Origin of the sequence: Enterobacter sp. A103, from assembly GCF_034427535.1 — a bacterium.
Taxonomy (GTDB): domain Bacteria; phylum Pseudomonadota; class Gammaproteobacteria; order Enterobacterales; family Enterobacteriaceae; genus Enterobacter; species Enterobacter asburiae_B.
In genome coordinates this window covers 1-15,758 of sequence record NZ_JAXQPQ010000012.1, presented here as the reverse complement: position 1 = coordinate 15,758, position 15,758 = coordinate 1, and the positions used below count along the sequence as shown (strand labels likewise).

At 56.4% G+C, this 15,758-nt stretch carries 12 protein-coding genes and 1 riboswitch; of the genes, 8 read left to right on the top strand and 4 right to left on the bottom strand.

Translation table 11 applies throughout. From position 1 onward, the window contains the following. Positions 1-26: 26 nt before the first annotated feature. Complete coding sequence (gene ppc, locus SPH27_RS20595; protein WP_023309665.1) at positions 27-2,678, bottom strand: phosphoenolpyruvate carboxylase; 2,652 nt, start codon at positions 2,676-2,678, stop codon at positions 27-29. Between the two features lie 271 nt (positions 2,679-2,949). Beyond that, a complete protein-coding gene (argE, locus tag SPH27_RS20590) occupies positions 2,950-4,101 on the bottom strand; it encodes an acetylornithine deacetylase (RefSeq protein ID WP_023309677.1) in 1,152 nt (383 codons plus the stop codon). A gap of 88 nt (positions 4,102-4,189) precedes the next feature. On the opposite strand from argE, the gene argC reads away from it, so the two are divergent. The 4 genes from argC (at position 4,190) to oxyR (ending at position 8,674) form a co-directional block, all read left to right on the top strand. Then, a complete protein-coding gene (gene argC, locus SPH27_RS20585) occupies positions 4,190-5,194 on the top strand; it encodes an N-acetyl-gamma-glutamyl-phosphate reductase (RefSeq protein WP_182072168.1) in 1,005 nt (334 codons plus the stop codon). A gap of 6 nt (positions 5,195-5,200) precedes the next feature. After that, on the top strand, positions 5,201-5,977 hold the full coding sequence (gene argB / locus SPH27_RS20580) for an acetylglutamate kinase (protein WP_090420882.1): 777 nt from the start codon (positions 5,201-5,203) through the stop codon (positions 5,975-5,977). A 78-nt stretch (positions 5,978-6,055) separates the two neighbouring features. After that, positions 6,056-7,429, top strand: coding sequence for an argininosuccinate lyase (gene argH / locus SPH27_RS20575; RefSeq protein ID WP_069303419.1), 1,374 nt, complete (start codon positions 6,056-6,058; stop codon positions 7,427-7,429). Positions 7,430-7,756: 327 nt separating this feature from the next. Beyond that, complete coding sequence (oxyR, locus tag SPH27_RS20570; RefSeq protein WP_023309664.1) at positions 7,757-8,674, top strand: DNA-binding transcriptional regulator OxyR; 918 nt, start codon at positions 7,757-7,759, stop codon at positions 8,672-8,674. Here oxyR and sthA read toward each other — a convergent pair. Then, on the bottom strand, positions 8,657-10,057 hold the full coding sequence (sthA, locus tag SPH27_RS20565; protein WP_008501785.1) for a Si-specific NAD(P)(+) transhydrogenase: 1,401 nt from the start codon (positions 10,055-10,057) through the stop codon (positions 8,657-8,659). The genes oxyR and sthA overlap by 18 nt on opposite strands. Positions 10,058-10,253: 196 nt before the next feature. Between sthA and fabR the strand changes: the two genes are divergently transcribed. Beyond that, positions 10,254-10,892, top strand: coding sequence for an HTH-type transcriptional repressor FabR (gene fabR / locus SPH27_RS20560; RefSeq protein WP_008501784.1), 639 nt, complete (start codon positions 10,254-10,256; stop codon positions 10,890-10,892). 9 nt (positions 10,893-10,901) lie between these two features. After that, positions 10,902-11,261, top strand: a complete 360-nt coding sequence (locus SPH27_RS20555) for a YijD family membrane protein (RefSeq protein WP_008501783.1) — start codon at positions 10,902-10,904, stop codon at positions 11,259-11,261. 79 nt (positions 11,262-11,340) lie between these two features. Here SPH27_RS20555 and trmA read toward each other — a convergent pair whose 3' ends face one another. Beyond that, the gene (gene trmA, locus SPH27_RS20550) at positions 11,341-12,441 is read right to left on the bottom strand and encodes a tRNA (uridine(54)-C5)-methyltransferase TrmA (RefSeq protein ID WP_047653051.1); all 1,101 of its coding nucleotides are present in this window, start codon (positions 12,439-12,441) and stop codon (positions 11,341-11,343) included. 104 nt (positions 12,442-12,545) lie between these two features. Continuing rightward, positions 12,546-12,722, top strand: a riboswitch (cobalamin riboswitch). Positions 12,723-12,787: 65 nt separating this feature from the next. On the opposite strand from trmA, the gene btuB reads away from it, so the two are divergent. After that, the gene (gene btuB / locus SPH27_RS20545; protein WP_039264233.1) at positions 12,788-14,635 is read left to right on the top strand and encodes a TonB-dependent vitamin B12 receptor BtuB; all 1,848 of its coding nucleotides are present in this window, start codon (positions 12,788-12,790) and stop codon (positions 14,633-14,635) included. Continuing rightward, positions 14,580-15,431: a glutamate racemase gene (gene murI / locus SPH27_RS20540; RefSeq protein ID WP_023309660.1), complete on the top strand. Its 852-nt coding sequence runs from the start codon at positions 14,580-14,582 to the stop codon at positions 15,429-15,431. Before btuB ends, murI begins: the two co-directional genes overlap by 56 nt. Positions 15,432-15,758: the final 327 nt, after the last annotated feature.

The window sequence follows — 15,758 nt, the reverse complement described above, 5'->3', positions numbered from 1 at the left end:
AGCGCGGCGCCGCCGGGCATAGAGTATTAGCCGGTGTTACGCATACCCGCAGCAACGCCCGCAATCGTCACCATCAGCGCCTGTTCAACGCGCGGATCCGGCTCTTTACCTTCTTCTTCCGCCAGACGCGAACGGTGCAGCAGCTCTGCCTGCAGGACGTTCAGCGGGTCGGTGTAGATGTTACGCAGCTGAATAGACTCGGCAATCCACGGCAGGTCCGCCATCAGATGTGAGTCGTTGGCGATGTCCAGTACCACTTTGATGTCGCCTTCCAGCAGTTCGCGCAGCTCTTTACCCAGCGCCCACAGCTCTGGTTTCACCAGACGCTGGTCGTAGTATTCCGCCAGCCACAGGTCAGCTTTCGAGAAGACCATCTCCAGCATGCCCAGACGGGTAGAGAAGAACGGCCAGTCGCGGCACATGGTTTCCAGTTCGTTCTGTTTACCGTCTTCCACCACTTTTTGCAGCGCGGCACCGGCACCCAGCCAGGCGGGCAGCATCAGGCGGTTCTGCGTCCAGGCGAAGATCCACGGGATCGCGCGCAGAGACTCTACGCCACCGGTCGGGCGACGCTTCGCAGGACGTGAGCCCAGCGGCAGTTTACCCAGCTCCTGCTCAGGCGTGGCCGAGCGGAAGTAAGGAACGAAATCTTTGTTTTCACGCACGTAGCCGCGGTACAGATCGCAGGAGATATCAGACAGCTCGTCCATGATATGGCACCAGGATGCTTTCGGCTCCGGCGGCGGCAGCAGGTTTGCTTCCAGGATCGCGCTGGTGTAGAGCGACAGGCTGCTGATGGTCACTTCCGGCAGACCGTACTTGAAGCGGATCATCTCGCCCTGCTCGGTGACGCGCAGGCCGCCTTTCAGGCTTCCCGGCGGCTGTGAAAGCAGCGCTGCGTGTGCAGGCGCGCCGCCACGGCCAATCGAGCCACCGCGTCCGTGGAACAGGGTCAGCTCAATACCGGCTTTCTCGCAGGTTTTGATCAGTGCGTCCTGCGCCTGATACTGCGCCCAGGATGCCGCCATCACGCCCGCATCTTTCGCGGAGTCAGAATAGCCAATCATCACCATCTGTTTGCCCTGAATAAAGCCGCGGTACCAGTCGATATTCAGCAGCTGGGTCATGACGTCGTTGGCGTTGTTCAGGTCGTCGAGGGTCTCAAACAGCGGGGCGACCGGCAGGGCGTAGTCGATTCCCGCTTCTTTCAGCAGAAGGTGAACGCCCAGCACGTCGGACGGGGTCTTCGCCATGGAGATCACATAGGCGGCCACCGATCCTTTCGGTGCGTCCACGATCGCTTTACAGGTGTTGAGCACTTCGCGGGTTTCGTTGCTTGGCTCCCAGTTGCGCGGCAGCAGAGGGCGCTTCGAGTTCAGCTCGCGGATCAGGAAGGCCTGTTTGTCGGCTTCGGACCAGCTTTCATAGTCGCCGATGCCGAGATAGCGGGTCAGTTCGCCCAGCGCTTCGGTATGACGGGTACTTTCCTGACGTACGTCGATACGCACCAGCGGCACGCCGAAACACTTCACGCGGCGCAGGGTGTCGAGCAGTTCGCCGTTAGCGATGATGCCCATCCCGCAGGCCTGCAGTGATTTATAACAGGCATACAGCGGCTCCCAGAGCTGTTCGTTCTGGCTGAGCAGACCTTCTGGTTTTGGCAGGCGCTGACCTTTCAGACGCGCTTCCAGCCAGGCCTGAGTGGCCATCAGCTGACCACGCAGTTTCTTCATCAGGAAACGGTACGGCTCGCTGGCGCCTTCTTCTCCGGCCAGCGCGCGCAGTTCCGGCGTCGCTTCAACCATCGACAGCTCGGAGATCAGCACCTGAATGTCTTTCAGGAACAGGTCGGTCGCTTTCCAGCGGCTCAGCAGCAGGACGTGACGGGTAATTTCCGCGGTCACGTTCGGGTTGCCGTCGCGGTCGCCGCCCATCCAGGAGGTGAAGCGGACCGGAACGAAGTCGACCGGCAGGCGGTAGCCGAGGTTCTCTTCCAGCTGTTCGTTCAGCTCGCGCAGATAGTTAGGCACCCCTTCCCACAGGCTGTTTTCCACCACCGCAAAGCCCCATTTGGCTTCGTCGACCGGGCTTGGACGATGCTTACGAATTTCATCGGTGTGCCAGGACTGGGCAATCAGCTGGCGCAAACGGCGCATCAGCTGGTTGCGTTCGTAGTCGGCAATATCTTTATTATCCAACTGCTTCAGACAGTTGTTCACTTCCACCATTTTGTGGATCAGGGTGCGACGGGTAATTTCAGTGGGGTGTGCGGTCAGCACCAGCTCCAGCGAAAGCGATTCCACCGCTTTTTTGATGGTGGCTTCGTTGAGGTCTGGCTGGTCTTTCAGTTTACGCAGGGTGCGGGCAATGACTTCCGGGTTGCTTGCCGCTTCGCCGTTTGGCGAAATGCTGTGGTATTGCTCAGCGGTGTTAGCCAGGTTCAGGAACTGGCTGAATGCGCGTGCAACGGGCAGCAGCTCATCGTTAGAGAGGTTCTGCAAGGTGGTGAGCAGCTCCTGACGACTGGCCTCGTTACCGGCACGGGAAGATTTAGACAGCTTGCGGATGGTTTCAACGCGGTCGAGGATGTTCTCCCCCAACGCGTCTTTGATGGTATCTCCAAGCACTTTGCCGAGCATACTGACATTACTACGCAACGCGGAATATTGTTCGTTCATAAAAACCCAGTCACCCCATCATTTTTGTTTATGCCCAGGCGAAAATCATCTGGACATTATTTTGTCATCTCCCTTTATAAAGCCACGTAAAACCCCCGTCGTCAATTGCTGCGAAAACGGTTCAGCAAACGAATAAATGCGGGCAATTTACGAAATTTAATTCGCATTGCGTCAGATAAGAGATGCTTATGGGAATGTGACGGAGATCATGCGATTTGTTGGCCTCACCCTGACCCTCTCCCACTGGGAGAGGGGACTCTTCGGTGCGGTTTTAATGCCAGCAGAAGTGATGCACAACCTGGGTAATCAGTTCGCGTGTTGGCTTGATGAAGCGGGTTTCCAGATATTCATCCGGCTGGTGGGCCTGGTTGATGGAGCCGGGGCCCAGGACCAGCGTAGGGCAAAGCGTCTGAATAAACGGCGCTTCGGTGCAGTAGTTCACCACATCGGTTTTCTCACCGAGCAGCTTTTCCACCACCTCAACCAGCTGATGATCCGGCGGGCATTCGTAACCCGGGATCGGCGGATGCAGTTCGGAGACCGTCAGGCGGCCCGGCCAGCGCTCGCTCACCGGAGCCAGCGCTTCATTCAGCAGGCCGTCGAGATCGCTCAGCGTCATGCCCGGCAGCGGGCGGATGTCCATATGCAGTTCGCAGCAGGCGCAGATACGGTTGGAGGCATCACCGCCGTGCAGGCTGCCGAGGTTCAGCGTCGGATACGGCACGGTGAACGCGTCGTAGTGGTAGCGCTCTTTCAGATCGTCGCGCAGGGTCATGATGCGGCCGATGGCGTCATGCATCAGCTCGATGGCGTTCACGCCGCGCGCCGGGTCGCTGGAGTGGCCGGACTGACCCAGCACGCGCACGGCCGTAGAGATATGGCCTTTATGCGCGCGGATCGGCTGCAGAGACGTCGGCTCGCCGATGATCGCGCAATCCGGGCGAATCGACGTATTTTCAGAGAAGTAGCGCGCGCCCGCCATGCTGGTTTCTTCGTCGGCGGTCGCCAGGATGTAGAGCGGTTTTTTCAGCTTCGTCACGTCCACGTCACGCAGCGCGTCGAGGATAAAGGCGAAGAAGCCTTTCATGTCGGCGGTGCCCAGACCATAGAGCTTGTTGTCGTGCTCGGTCAGGGTGAACGGATCGCGCGTCCAGCGGCCATCGTCAAACGGCACGGTGTCGGTATGGCCGGCCAGCAGCAGGCCGCCCGCACCGGTTCCGGTGCTGGCGAGCAGGTTAAATTTGTGGCGTGTTCCGGGAACGGGCTGAACCTCAACGTTAAACCCAAGATCGCTAAACCAACCCGCCAGCAGATTGATTAAAGACTCATTGCTCTGATCCAGCGCTTCTTCCGTTGCGCTGATGGACGGAGTGGCAATCAGGGCGCGGTAGATCTCGATAAATGGCGGTAAGTTCATTTTCATTGTTGACACACCTTAGGTCGTGATAGTATCAATATTCATGCAATAAATGTGAATAAAAATACATTAACGTTGAGCATAAAGGAACCCGATGTTGAATACGCTGATTGTAGGCGCTAGCGGTTATGCGGGCGCAGAGCTTGTAAGCTACGTGAATCGCCATCCACATATGACCATAACCGCTTTGACCGTGTCAGCGCAAAGCAATGATGCAGGAAAGTTAATTTCCGATTTGCATCCGCAGCTTAAGGGTCTTGTCGATCTGCCGCTGCAGCCCATGTCTGACATCAGCGAGTTTACCGACGGCGTCGACGTGGTGTTTTTAGCCACCGCGCACGAGGTCAGCCACGACCTGGCGCCGCAGTTCCTGGCGGCTGGCTGCGTGGTCTTCGACCTTTCCGGCGCGTTCCGCGTGAACGACGGTGCGTTTTACGAAAAATATTACGGTTTCACCCATCAGCATCCGGAACTGCTGGAAAAAGCGGTGTACGGACTGGCGGAGTGGAGCGCAGATAAACTGAAAGAAGCGGACCTGATTGCCGTTCCGGGCTGCTACCCGACGGCGGCGCAGCTTTCCCTGAAGCCGCTGATCGACGCAGGCCTGCTGGATCTGAGCCAGTGGCCGGTGATCAACGCCACCAGCGGCGTGAGCGGTGCAGGACGCAAGGCCGCTATTTCCAACAGCTTCTGCGAAGTGAGCCTTCAGCCGTATGGCGTGTTTAATCACCGTCATCACCCTGAAATCACAACGCATCTGGGCGCGGACGTCATTTTCACGCCGCATCTGGGCAGCTTCCCGCGCGGTATCCTCGAAACCATTACCTGCCGTCTGAAGCCGGGCGTGACCAAAGAGCAGGTGAACGAGGCCTTCACGCAGGCGTATGCGGATAAACCGCTGGTGCGCCTGTACGATAAAGGCGTGCCGGCGCTGAAAAACGTGGTCGGCCTGCCGTTCTGCGACATCGGCTTTGCCGTGCAGGGCGAGCATCTCATCGTTGTCGCCGCAGAAGATAACTTACTCAAAGGCGCTGCCGCACAGGCAATGCAGTGTGCAAATATTCGTTTCGGTTTCCCGGAAACGCAGGCTCTTATTTAAGGTGTGATGATGAACCCATTAATTATCAAACTCGGTGGTGTACTGCTGGACAGCGAAGAAGCGCTGGAGCGTCTGTTTACCGCGCTGGTGAACTATCGCGAATCACACCAGCGTCCGCTGGTGATTGTGCACGGCGGCGGCTGCGTGGTGGATGAGCTGATGAAAGGGCTCAACCTGCCGGTGAAAAAGAAGAACGGCCTGCGCGTCACGCCAGCTGACCAGATTGACATCATTACCGGTGCGCTGGCGGGTACGGCGAACAAAACGCTGCTGGCGTGGGCGAAGAAACACCACATCGCGTCCGTCGGCCTCTATCTGGGCGATGGCGACAGCGTAAAAGTGACCCAGCTCGACGAAGAGCTCGGCCACGTTGGACTGGCGCAGCCGGGTTCACCTAAGCTGATTAACACGCTGCTGGAAGGGGGGTTCCTGCCTGTGGTGAGCTCTATCGGCGTGACCGAAGAGGGCGAGCTGATGAACGTCAACGCTGACCAGGCGGCGACGGCACTGGCGGCAACGCTGGGTGCGGATCTGATCCTGCTCTCCGACGTGAGCGGCATTCTGGACGGCAAAGGCCAGCGCATTGCGGAAATGACGGCTGAGAAAGCCGAGCAGCTGATTGCCCAGGGCATTATTACCGACGGCATGATCGTCAAAGTGAACGCCGCGCTGGATGCCGCACGCACGCTGGGCCGCCCGGTGGATATCGCCTCCTGGCGTCACGCGGAACAACTGCCGGCGCTGTTTAACGGCACGCCGATTGGCACGCGTATTCTGGCGTAATCGATTTAATGTTTTGTAGGCCCGGTAAGCGCAGCGCCACCGGGCAATGAAATTCAAAGATATTTAAGGAAGCATGTTATGGCACTTTGGGGTGGGCGTTTTACACAGGCAGCGGATCAGCGGTTCAAACAGTTCAACGACTCTTTGCGCTTCGACTACCGCCTGGCCGAACAGGATATTGTCGGCTCTGTGGCCTGGTCCAGGGCGCTGGTAACGGTAGGCGTACTGACCGCCGACGAACAATTACGGCTGGAAGAGGCGCTGAACAATCTGCTGGAAGAGGTGCGTCTTAACCCGCAGCAGATCCTCGAAAGCGATGCTGAAGATATTCACAGCTGGGTGGAAGGCAAACTTATCGACAAAGTCGGCCAGCTAGGTAAAAAGCTGCATACCGGCCGCAGTCGTAACGACCAGGTCGCCACCGATCTTAAGCTGTGGTGCAAAGATACCGTTGGCGAACTGCTGGCGGCTAACCGTCAGCTGCAGAGCGCGCTGGTAGAGACCGCGCAGAACAACCAGGACGCGGTGATGCCGGGTTATACCCACCTGCAGCGCGCCCAGCCGGTGACCTTCGCGCACTGGTGTCTGGCCTACGTCGAGATGCTGGCGCGTGACGAAAGCCGTCTGCAGGATACCCTGAAGCGTCTGGACGTCAGCCCGCTGGGCAGCGGCGCGCTGGCCGGTACGGCGTATGAAATCGACCGTGAGCAGCTGGCAGGCTGGCTGGGCTTTGCTTCCGCCACCCGTAACAGCCTGGACAGCGTGTCCGACCGCGACCACGTGCTGGAGCTGCTCTCCAATGCGTCTATCGGAATGGTGCATCTGTCGCGCTTTGCCGAAGACCTGATCTTCTTTAACTCTGGCGAAGCGGGCTTCGTCGAGCTCTCCGACCGCGTGACCTCAGGCTCCTCCCTGATGCCGCAGAAGAAAAACCCGGACGCGCTGGAGCTGATCCGCGGCAAATGTGGCCGCGTGCAGGGCGCGCTGACCGGCATGATGATGACCCTGAAAGGGCTGCCGCTGGCGTATAACAAAGACATGCAGGAAGACAAAGAAGGGCTGTTCGACGCGCTCGACACCTGGCTGGACTGTCTGCATATGGGCGCCCTGGTGCTGGACGGCATTCAGGTGAAACGTCCGCGCTGCCAGGAAGCGGCGCAGCAGGGCTATGCGAACTCTACCGAACTGGCGGATTATCTGGTGGCGAAAGGCGTACCTTTCCGTGAAGCGCACCACATTGTGGGTGAAGCGGTGGTGGAAGCCATTCGTCAGGGTAAACCGCTGGAAGATCTGGCGCTGGCCGACCTGCAGAAGTTCAGCGCGGTTATCGGGGATGATGTGTATCCGATCCTTGCGCTGCAGTCTTGCCTGGATAAACGTGCCGCGAAAGGCGGCGTGTCGCCTAAGCAGGTGGCGCAGGCGATAGCGGATGCGAAAAACCGGTTGGTTTGAACCGTGCGGGCTGGTGTTCTCACCCCGGCCCTCTCCCACGGGGAGAGGGAGTAAACACGAAAAATGGCAACTTCGGTTGCCATTTTGCTTTTATCCCCGGGCTTTTTTACGCAAAAAAAAAGCGGACCACGGGGTCCGCAAAAGTTCACGTTGGCTTTAGTTGTTCGAGTTTTGAGAGAAACTCGCTGACGGTGCGGGGACGTCAAGGGTCAAACACGTGCCGCCTCGTCTATGTGGTGTATTATTCAACAGAATGCTTGATAGGGATAATCGTTCGTTGCTATGCTATCTATCGCCATGAACTATCGTGGCGACGGAGGATGAATAATGAATATTCGTGATCTTGAATACCTGGTAGCGTTAGCCGAGCATCGTCACTTTCGCCGCGCGGCAGATTCCTGCCACGTCAGCCAGCCCACGCTGAGCGGTCAGATCCGCAAGCTGGAAGACGAGCTGGGCGTGATGCTGCTGGAGCGCACCAGTCGTAAGGTTCTGTTCACACAGGCAGGTCTTCTGCTGGTGGATCAGGCGCGCACCGTGCTGCGCGAGGTCAAAGTGCTCAAGGAAATGGCAAGCCAGCAGGGGGAGGCGATGTCCGGCCCGCTGCATATCGGCCTGATCCCAACCGTTGGCCCGTACCTGTTGCCGCACATCATTCCGATGCTGCACCAGACGTTCCCGAAACTCGAAATGTACCTGCATGAAGCGCAAACCCATCAGCTGCTGGCGCAGTTAGACAGCGGCAAGCTCGACTGCGCCATTCTGGCGCTGGTGAAAGAGAGTGAAGCCTTTATTGAAGTGCCGCTGTTCGATGAGCCGATGATGCTGGCGATCTATGAAGATCACCCGTGGGCGAACCGCGATCGCGTACCGATGGCCGATCTGGCCGGTGAAAAGCTGCTGATGCTGGAAGATGGCCACTGCCTGCGCGATCAGGCGATGGGCTTCTGCTTCGAAGCGGGTGCGGATGAGGATACCCATTTCCGCGCAACCAGCCTGGAAACGCTGCGTAATATGGTCGCGGCGGGAAGCGGTATTACGCTGCTGCCTGCGCTGGCCGTGCCGCGCGAGCGTAAGCGTGATGGCGTGGTTTATCTGCCGTGCATTAAGCCGGAGCCGCGTCGCACTATCGGCCTGGTGTATCGTCCGGGTTCACCGCTGCGCAGCCGCTATGAGCAGCTGGCAGAGGCCATCCGTGGTTCGATGGATGGCCATTTCGACAGCGCGTTAAAACAGGCGGTTTAAGCCGTTCAGCGCAGCTACCCGATAGGCTTCCGCCATGGTCGGGTAGTTAAAGGTGGTGTTAACGAAGTACTCAATGGTGTTACCACCGCCTTTCTGCTCCATTATCGCCTGGCCGATATGAATGATTTCCGCCGCGCGTTCACCAAAGCAGTGAATGCCTAGGATCTCTTTCGTTTCGCGATGGAACAGGATCTTCAGCGTTCCCACGCTCATCCCCACGATTTGCGCCCGCGCCAGATGTTTAAACTGTGCGCGACCCACCTCGTAAGGCACCTTCATTGACGTCAGCTGCTGCTCGGTTTTGCCGACTGAACTGATTTCCGGGATGGTATAGATCCCCGTCGGAATATCTTCGATCAGGTGCGCCGTCGCTTCGCCTTTTACCAGCGCCTGTGCGGCGATGCGTCCCTGGTCGTAAGCGGCTGAGGCCAGGCTTGGGTAGCCAATCACGTCGCCGACCGCGTAAACGTGCGGCAGGGCGGTCTGATACATGCTGTTGACCTTCAGCTGACCGCGGCTGTCGGTTTCAAGCCCGATATTTTCCAGCTGCAGTGAATCGGTGTTGCCGGTACGACCGTTGGCGTACAGCAGACAGTCTGCTTTCAGCTTCTTACCGGACTTCAGGTGCATGATCACCCCGTCGTCGCAGCCTTCGATCTTCTCGTACTCTTCGTTGTGGCGAATCACCACGCCGCTGTTCCAGAAGTGGTAGGAGAGAGAGTCCGACATCTCCTGATCGAGGAACGCCAGCAGGCGGTCACGGGTGTTGATCAGGTCAACTTTGACGTCCATTCCGCGGAAGATCGACGCATATTCGCAACCAATGACCCCTGCGCCATAGATAATGACGTGGCGAGGCTCATGGTGCAGGCTCAGAATCGAGTCGCTGTCGTAAACGCGCGGATGCGAGAAGTCTACGTCGGCCGGATGGTAAGGGCGTGAGCCGCAGGCGATCACAAATTTTTCAGCCGTGATGGTTTCAACCGAACCGTCGTGGCATTCGAGTGCCAGGGTGTGTTCATCCACAAAATGCGCGTTGCCCTGCAAAATTTCACAGTGATTACGCTCATAAAATCCCTGACGCATGCGTGTCTGCTGGTTAATAACGGTATCCGCGTGATTCAGGATGTCAGCAAAGGATGAACGAAGAAGTCGGGAGTGGTCGCTGTAAAGAGGGTTCTGGTTAAATTCGATAATGCGGCTAACGGCGTGGCGGAGGGCTTTCGAAGGGATGGTGCCCCAGTGGGTGCAACCGCCGCCGACATTATGGTAGCGCTCGATGACCGCTACTCTGGCTCCCTGTTTCACCAGACCCATAGCAGCACCTTCGCCGCCGGGGCCGGAACCAATAACTATTGCGTCGTAATCGTAGGAATGTGGCATGGTAAGGCTTACCTGTTCTTATACATAAAAGCAACAGAATCATAACATCATTGCCAGAGTAACCCAATTATCGTTGTGCTTTTTTCGGGCAGTGGAGCACAAACCGCACGTAAACAATCATTCACAAAGCCAGGCAAACAGATTAATTTTATTCTCTGGTATAGTGCCATCAGGCCTTTGGAAGGATTCAACTATCGTGATGGGCGTAAGAGCACAACAAAAAGAGAAAACCCGGCGTTCGCTGGTGGAAGCCGCATTCAGTCAACTGAGTGCTGAGCGGAGTTTTGCCAGTTTGAGCCTGCGCGAAGTCGCACGCGAGGCCGGGATTGCGCCAACGTCCTTCTATCGTCATTTCCGTGATGTGGATGAACTGGGCCTGACCATGGTCGACGAGAGCGGTCTGATGCTGCGCCAGCTGATGCGGCAGGCGCGTCAGCGTATCGCCAAAGGGGGTAGCGTGATCCGCACCTCCGTATCGACCTTTATGGAATTTATCGGCAATAACCCCAACGCGTTTCGTCTGCTTCTGCGCGAGCGTTCGGGCACATCGGCGGCGTTTCGTGCCGCCGTCGCGCGTGAAATTCAGCACTTCATCGCGGAACTTGCCGACTATCTTGAACTCGAAAACCATATGCCGCGTGCGTTTACTGAAGCACAGGCCGAGGCGATGGTGACGATTGTTTTCAGCGCGGGTGCCGAAGCGCTGGATGTCAGCATTGAACAACGCAAGCAGCTCGAAGAGCGGCTGGTATTGCAGCTCAGGATGATCTCCAAAGGCGCGTATTACTGGTATCGCCGTGAACAAGAGAAACTGGCACATCAAACCGAAGAGTGAAGGTGAGTAATGAAACAGTCAGGTCAGGATAAAGGGACGCTGTTGCTGGCATTGATCGCTGGCTTATCCATTAATGGTACGTTTGCCGCTATTTTTAGCTCAATTGTTCCATTTTCGATTTTCCCGCTTATAGCGCTGGTGCTGACGGTTTACTGCCTGCATCAACGTTACCTGAACCGCACCATGCCGGTGGGGTTACCGGGGCTGGCCGCTGCCTGCTTTATTCTGGGCGTATTGCTGTATAGCACGGTGGTTCGCGCGGAGTATCCGGATATCGGCTCTAACTTCTTCCCTGCGGTACTGTCTGTGGCGCTGGTGTTCTGGATTGGCTCGCGCATGCGTAGCCGTAAGAGCCAGTTACCGGAGTAATGAATTATTTGTAGGGCAGGTAAGCGAAGCGCCACCTGCCAAAAACGCCGGATGGCGCTACGCTTATCCGGCCTACAGATCACCGTGCGGTAAGTAAAACGCCGCACTCCATATGGTGCGTATACGGGAACTGATCGAACAGCGCCAGACGTTCAACCTTGTGCGTCTGGCCTAATGTTTCGAGGTTCTTGCACAGCGTCTCCGGGTTACAGGAGATGTATAAAATACGCGGGTACGCCTGCACCATCTTCTCGGTTTCGCTGTCCAGGCCACTGCGCGGCGGGTCGACAAAAATCGTCTCACACTGGTAGCTTTTCAAATCGATCCCTTCCAGGCGGTTAAACTGGCGAACGCCGTTCATGGCCTGCGTGAACTCTTCCGCTGCCATACGAATGATCTGCACGTTATCGATATGGTTAGCGGCAATGTTGTACTGCGCGGCAGCCACCGACGGCTTGGCGATTTCCGTTGCCAGAACGCGATCGAAATTACGCGCCAGCGCCAGCGAGAAGTTGCCGTTACCGCAGTAGAGCTCAAGCAGATCGCCCGTTGACCCTTCCGTCGCCTTCAGCGCCCACTCCAGCATCTGCACGTTCATCGCAGCGTTTGGCTGGGTGAAGCTGTTCTCGACCTGACGATACACCATCTCTTTACCTGCCACCGGCAGGCGCTCGTCGATGTAGTCCTGATCCAGCATGATTTTGGTTTTTGTCGCGCGGCCAATCAGGTGAACGTTGATGTTCTGCGCGCGCAGCGCATCGCGCAGCGCTTCTGCCTGCTCGCGCCACTCGTCATTGAGCGCTTTGTGGTACAGCAGGGAGACAATCGCCTGATTGCTTTGCGTGGTCAGGTAGTCAATCTGGAACAGCTTGTTACGCAGTACCGGATTGTTGCGCACGCCGTCCATTATCAGCGTCATCAACTGGTTAATGAGCTCGCTCGCCGCCGGAAAGCTGTCCACGCGAATACGGGATTTCGTCTGCTGATCGAAAATGATGTGGTACAGGTCGTCACCGTCGTGCCAGATGCGGAACTCGGCGCGCATGCGGTAGTGGCTGACGGGAGAGCGGAACACCTCGGGAACGGGCGCGTTGAAAGGCGTCATCATACTTTGCAGGCGGACGACTTTCTCTGCCAGCTGCGCGTCGTACTGTTCTGTCGGGAGGTGTTCTGGGGTCATGATGCGTCCTGAGTGATAAAGAATTACGCGGGGATTGTAGGCATTGTTCAGGGGATGTCCAGATTTAATGGGCAATAGCTGTCTGGACATCCATACGTGTCTAATTGTAGCATTCTGTTTCCGGTCTCCTGAGAGTGAAAAGGGAATCCAGTGTAAATCTGGAGCTGACGCGCAGCGGTAAAGTCTGGCGGGATGAGTGTTGTAGACACTGTGAAAATGGGAAGTCTTCATCCTTATATAGCCACCTAGCCCGAAGACCTGCCGGGATCACGTCGCATTTGGTTTCATCATCGCGTGCTATCGATGAGGCCTGCGGCATCCTTCTTATATTGTGGATGCTTTAACAATGATTAAAAAAGTATCGCTGTTGACGGCGTTGTCCGTCACGGCATTTTCGGGCTGGGCGCAGGATAGCGCCGACTCGTTGGTGGTGACGGCAAATCGTTTTGAACAACCTGAAAAAACTATTCTGGCTGCAACCTCCGTTGTTACGCGTGCCGATATTGACCGTTGGCAATCAACCTCAGTCCTTGATGTTATGCGTCGCCTGCCCGGCGTGGATACGGCGCAAAATGGCGGGATGGGGCAACTCTCTTCTCTCTTTATACGTGGCACCAACTCCAGCCATGTCCTGATCCTTGTTGATGGGATCCGCCTTAACCAGGCGGGCGTTACGGGGTCGTCCGATCTCAGCCAGTTCCCGATCTCCCTGGTGCAGCGTATCGAATATGTTCGTGGACCGCGTTCGGCGGTATACGGCTCGGACGCGATTGGCGGAGTCGTAAACATTATTACCACTCGCGCGAAGGACGGTACCACGCTGAATGCAGGTGTAGGGTCGCATGGTTACCAGAATTATGGCGGCAGTACTCAGCAAACATTGGGCGACAGCACGCGCGTCACGCTTGCGGGTGATTACACCTATACCAAAGGGTTTGATGTGGTTGCGGACGGCAACAATGGTGGCCTTGCCCAGACCGATCGCGACGGCTTTATGAATAAAACGCTCTATGGTGCACTGGATCACGCATTCTCGGAGCAGTGGAGCGGATTTGTTCGCGGCTTTGGCTACAGCAACCGTACTGCCTACGACGGTTACTACAGTTCATTTACCCCTGACGTACTGGTCGATACCCGCCAGCTCTATAGTCAGACCTGGGATGCAGGATTGCGCTTCAACGATGACATCTTCCATTCACAGCTGCTCACCAGCTATAGCCACAGCAAGGACTATAACTACGACCCAAATTTGGGCCGCTACGATTCGACAGCCACACTGGATGAAATCAAGCAGTACAACGTCCAGTGGCTGAACTCCGTTGATGTTGGCCATGGAAACATTGGCGCGGGCGTTGACTGGCAGAAGCAGAGCACCGAGCCGGGTACAAACTACGTGACCAACGGCTACGACCTGCGTAACACCGGCGTTTACCTGACCGGGTTGCAGCAGTTTGGTGACTTCACTCTGGAAGGAGCGGTTCGCAGCGATGACAACTCTCAGTTCGGTCGCCATGGCACCTGGCAAAGTAGTGCGGCCTGGGAGTTCGTGGAGGGTTACCGCTTCGTTGCTTCTTATGGTACGGCCTATAAAGCACCGAATCTGGGTCAACTCTATGGTTTCTATGGCAATGACCATCTTGATCCCGAAGAGAGCAAGCAGTGGGAAGGTGCGTTTGAAGGCCTGACGGCGGGCGTGAGCTGGCGCGTCTCCGGCTACCGTAATGACGTCGATAATCTCATCGACTTCGATAATAACCTTCAGCAATATTACAACGTCGGTAAAGCGCGCATTAAAGGTGTGGAAGCGACAGCATCGTTTGATACGGGTCCGTTGACGCATACTGTTGGCTACGACTATGTGGATGCCCGTAATGCCGCAACCAACGAACTTCTGGACCGTCGTGCTAAGCAGCAGGTGAAATATCAGCTCGACACGCAGATCTATGATTTCGACTGGAGCCTGACTTATCACTATCTCGGTACGCGTTACGACACTGACTTTGGTGCTTATCCGTCTGAGAAAGTAAAAATGGGCGGTGTCAGCCTGTGGGATGTCGCAGTTTCGTATCCTGTCACCTCACATCTCACAGTTCGTGGTAAAATAGCCAACCTGTTCGATAAAGATTACGAGACAGTTTATGGCTACCAAACTGCAGGACGGGAATACACCTTGTCTGGCAGCTACACCTTCTAATCCGCGTCCCACCGTGCTGGTGTTTGATTCCGGCGTCGGTGGGCTTTCGGTCTATGATGAGATTCGGCATCTCCTGCCGGATCTCCATTACATCTACGCCTTCGATAACGTCGCTTTCCCGTATGGGGAAAAGAGCGAAGATTTTATTGTTGAGCGTGTGGTTGAAATCGTCACCGCGGTACAAAAGCGCTATCCCCTTGCGCTGGCCGTCATCGCCTGTAATACGGCGAGCACCGTTTCTCTTCCCGCCCTGCGTGAAAAATTCCAGTTCCCGGTTGTGGGCGTCGTTCCTGCAATAAAGCCAGCCGCGCGCCTGACGGCGAACGGCATTGTGGGTCTGCTGGCAACGCGAGGCACGGTAAAGCGTCCTTATACCCGCGAACTGATCGACCGTTTTGCCAACGAATGCCAGATTGCGATGCTGGGTTCGGCTGAGCTGGTGGAGATGGCTGAAGCGAAGCTGCATGGAAAGGCGGTATCACTCGACGAGCTGCGTCGTATTCTTCGTCCGTGGCTGCGGATGCCAGAGCCTCCGGATACCGTTGTGCTGGGCTGTACTCACTTCCCGCTATTACAGGAAGAGCTATTAGAGGTATTGCCGGAGGGGACGCGCCTGGTGGATTCCGGTGCGGCTATCGCCCGTCGTACGGCCTGGCTGCTGGAGCATGAAGCGCCGGATGCGAAATCTACCGATGCGAATATCGCGTTTTGTATGGCCATCACGAAAGAGACTGAGCAACTTTTACCCGTTTTACGCCGTTATGGCTTTGAAACGCTCGAAAAACTGGCGCTGTAGCACGGTTTTGAGCAAAAAAGAGACGGTTGAAAGTTTTTTTTAAAAGAGGGGTTGTCAACGTCTGAGAACTCCCTATAATGCGCCTCCACTGACACGGAACAACGGCTTACAGGCCGCCGGGTTAGCGGGGTTCAGAGATGAACACCTGCAGAGAAAAGCAAAAATAATCGCTTGACTCTGAATGAGGAAAACGTAATATACGGGACCTCGCAACGGTGAGCGAAAGCCGCGTTGCACTGCTCTTTAACAATTTATCAGACAATCTGTGTGGGCACTCAAAGTGACATGGATTCTTAACGTCGCAAGACGAAAAATGAATACCAAGTC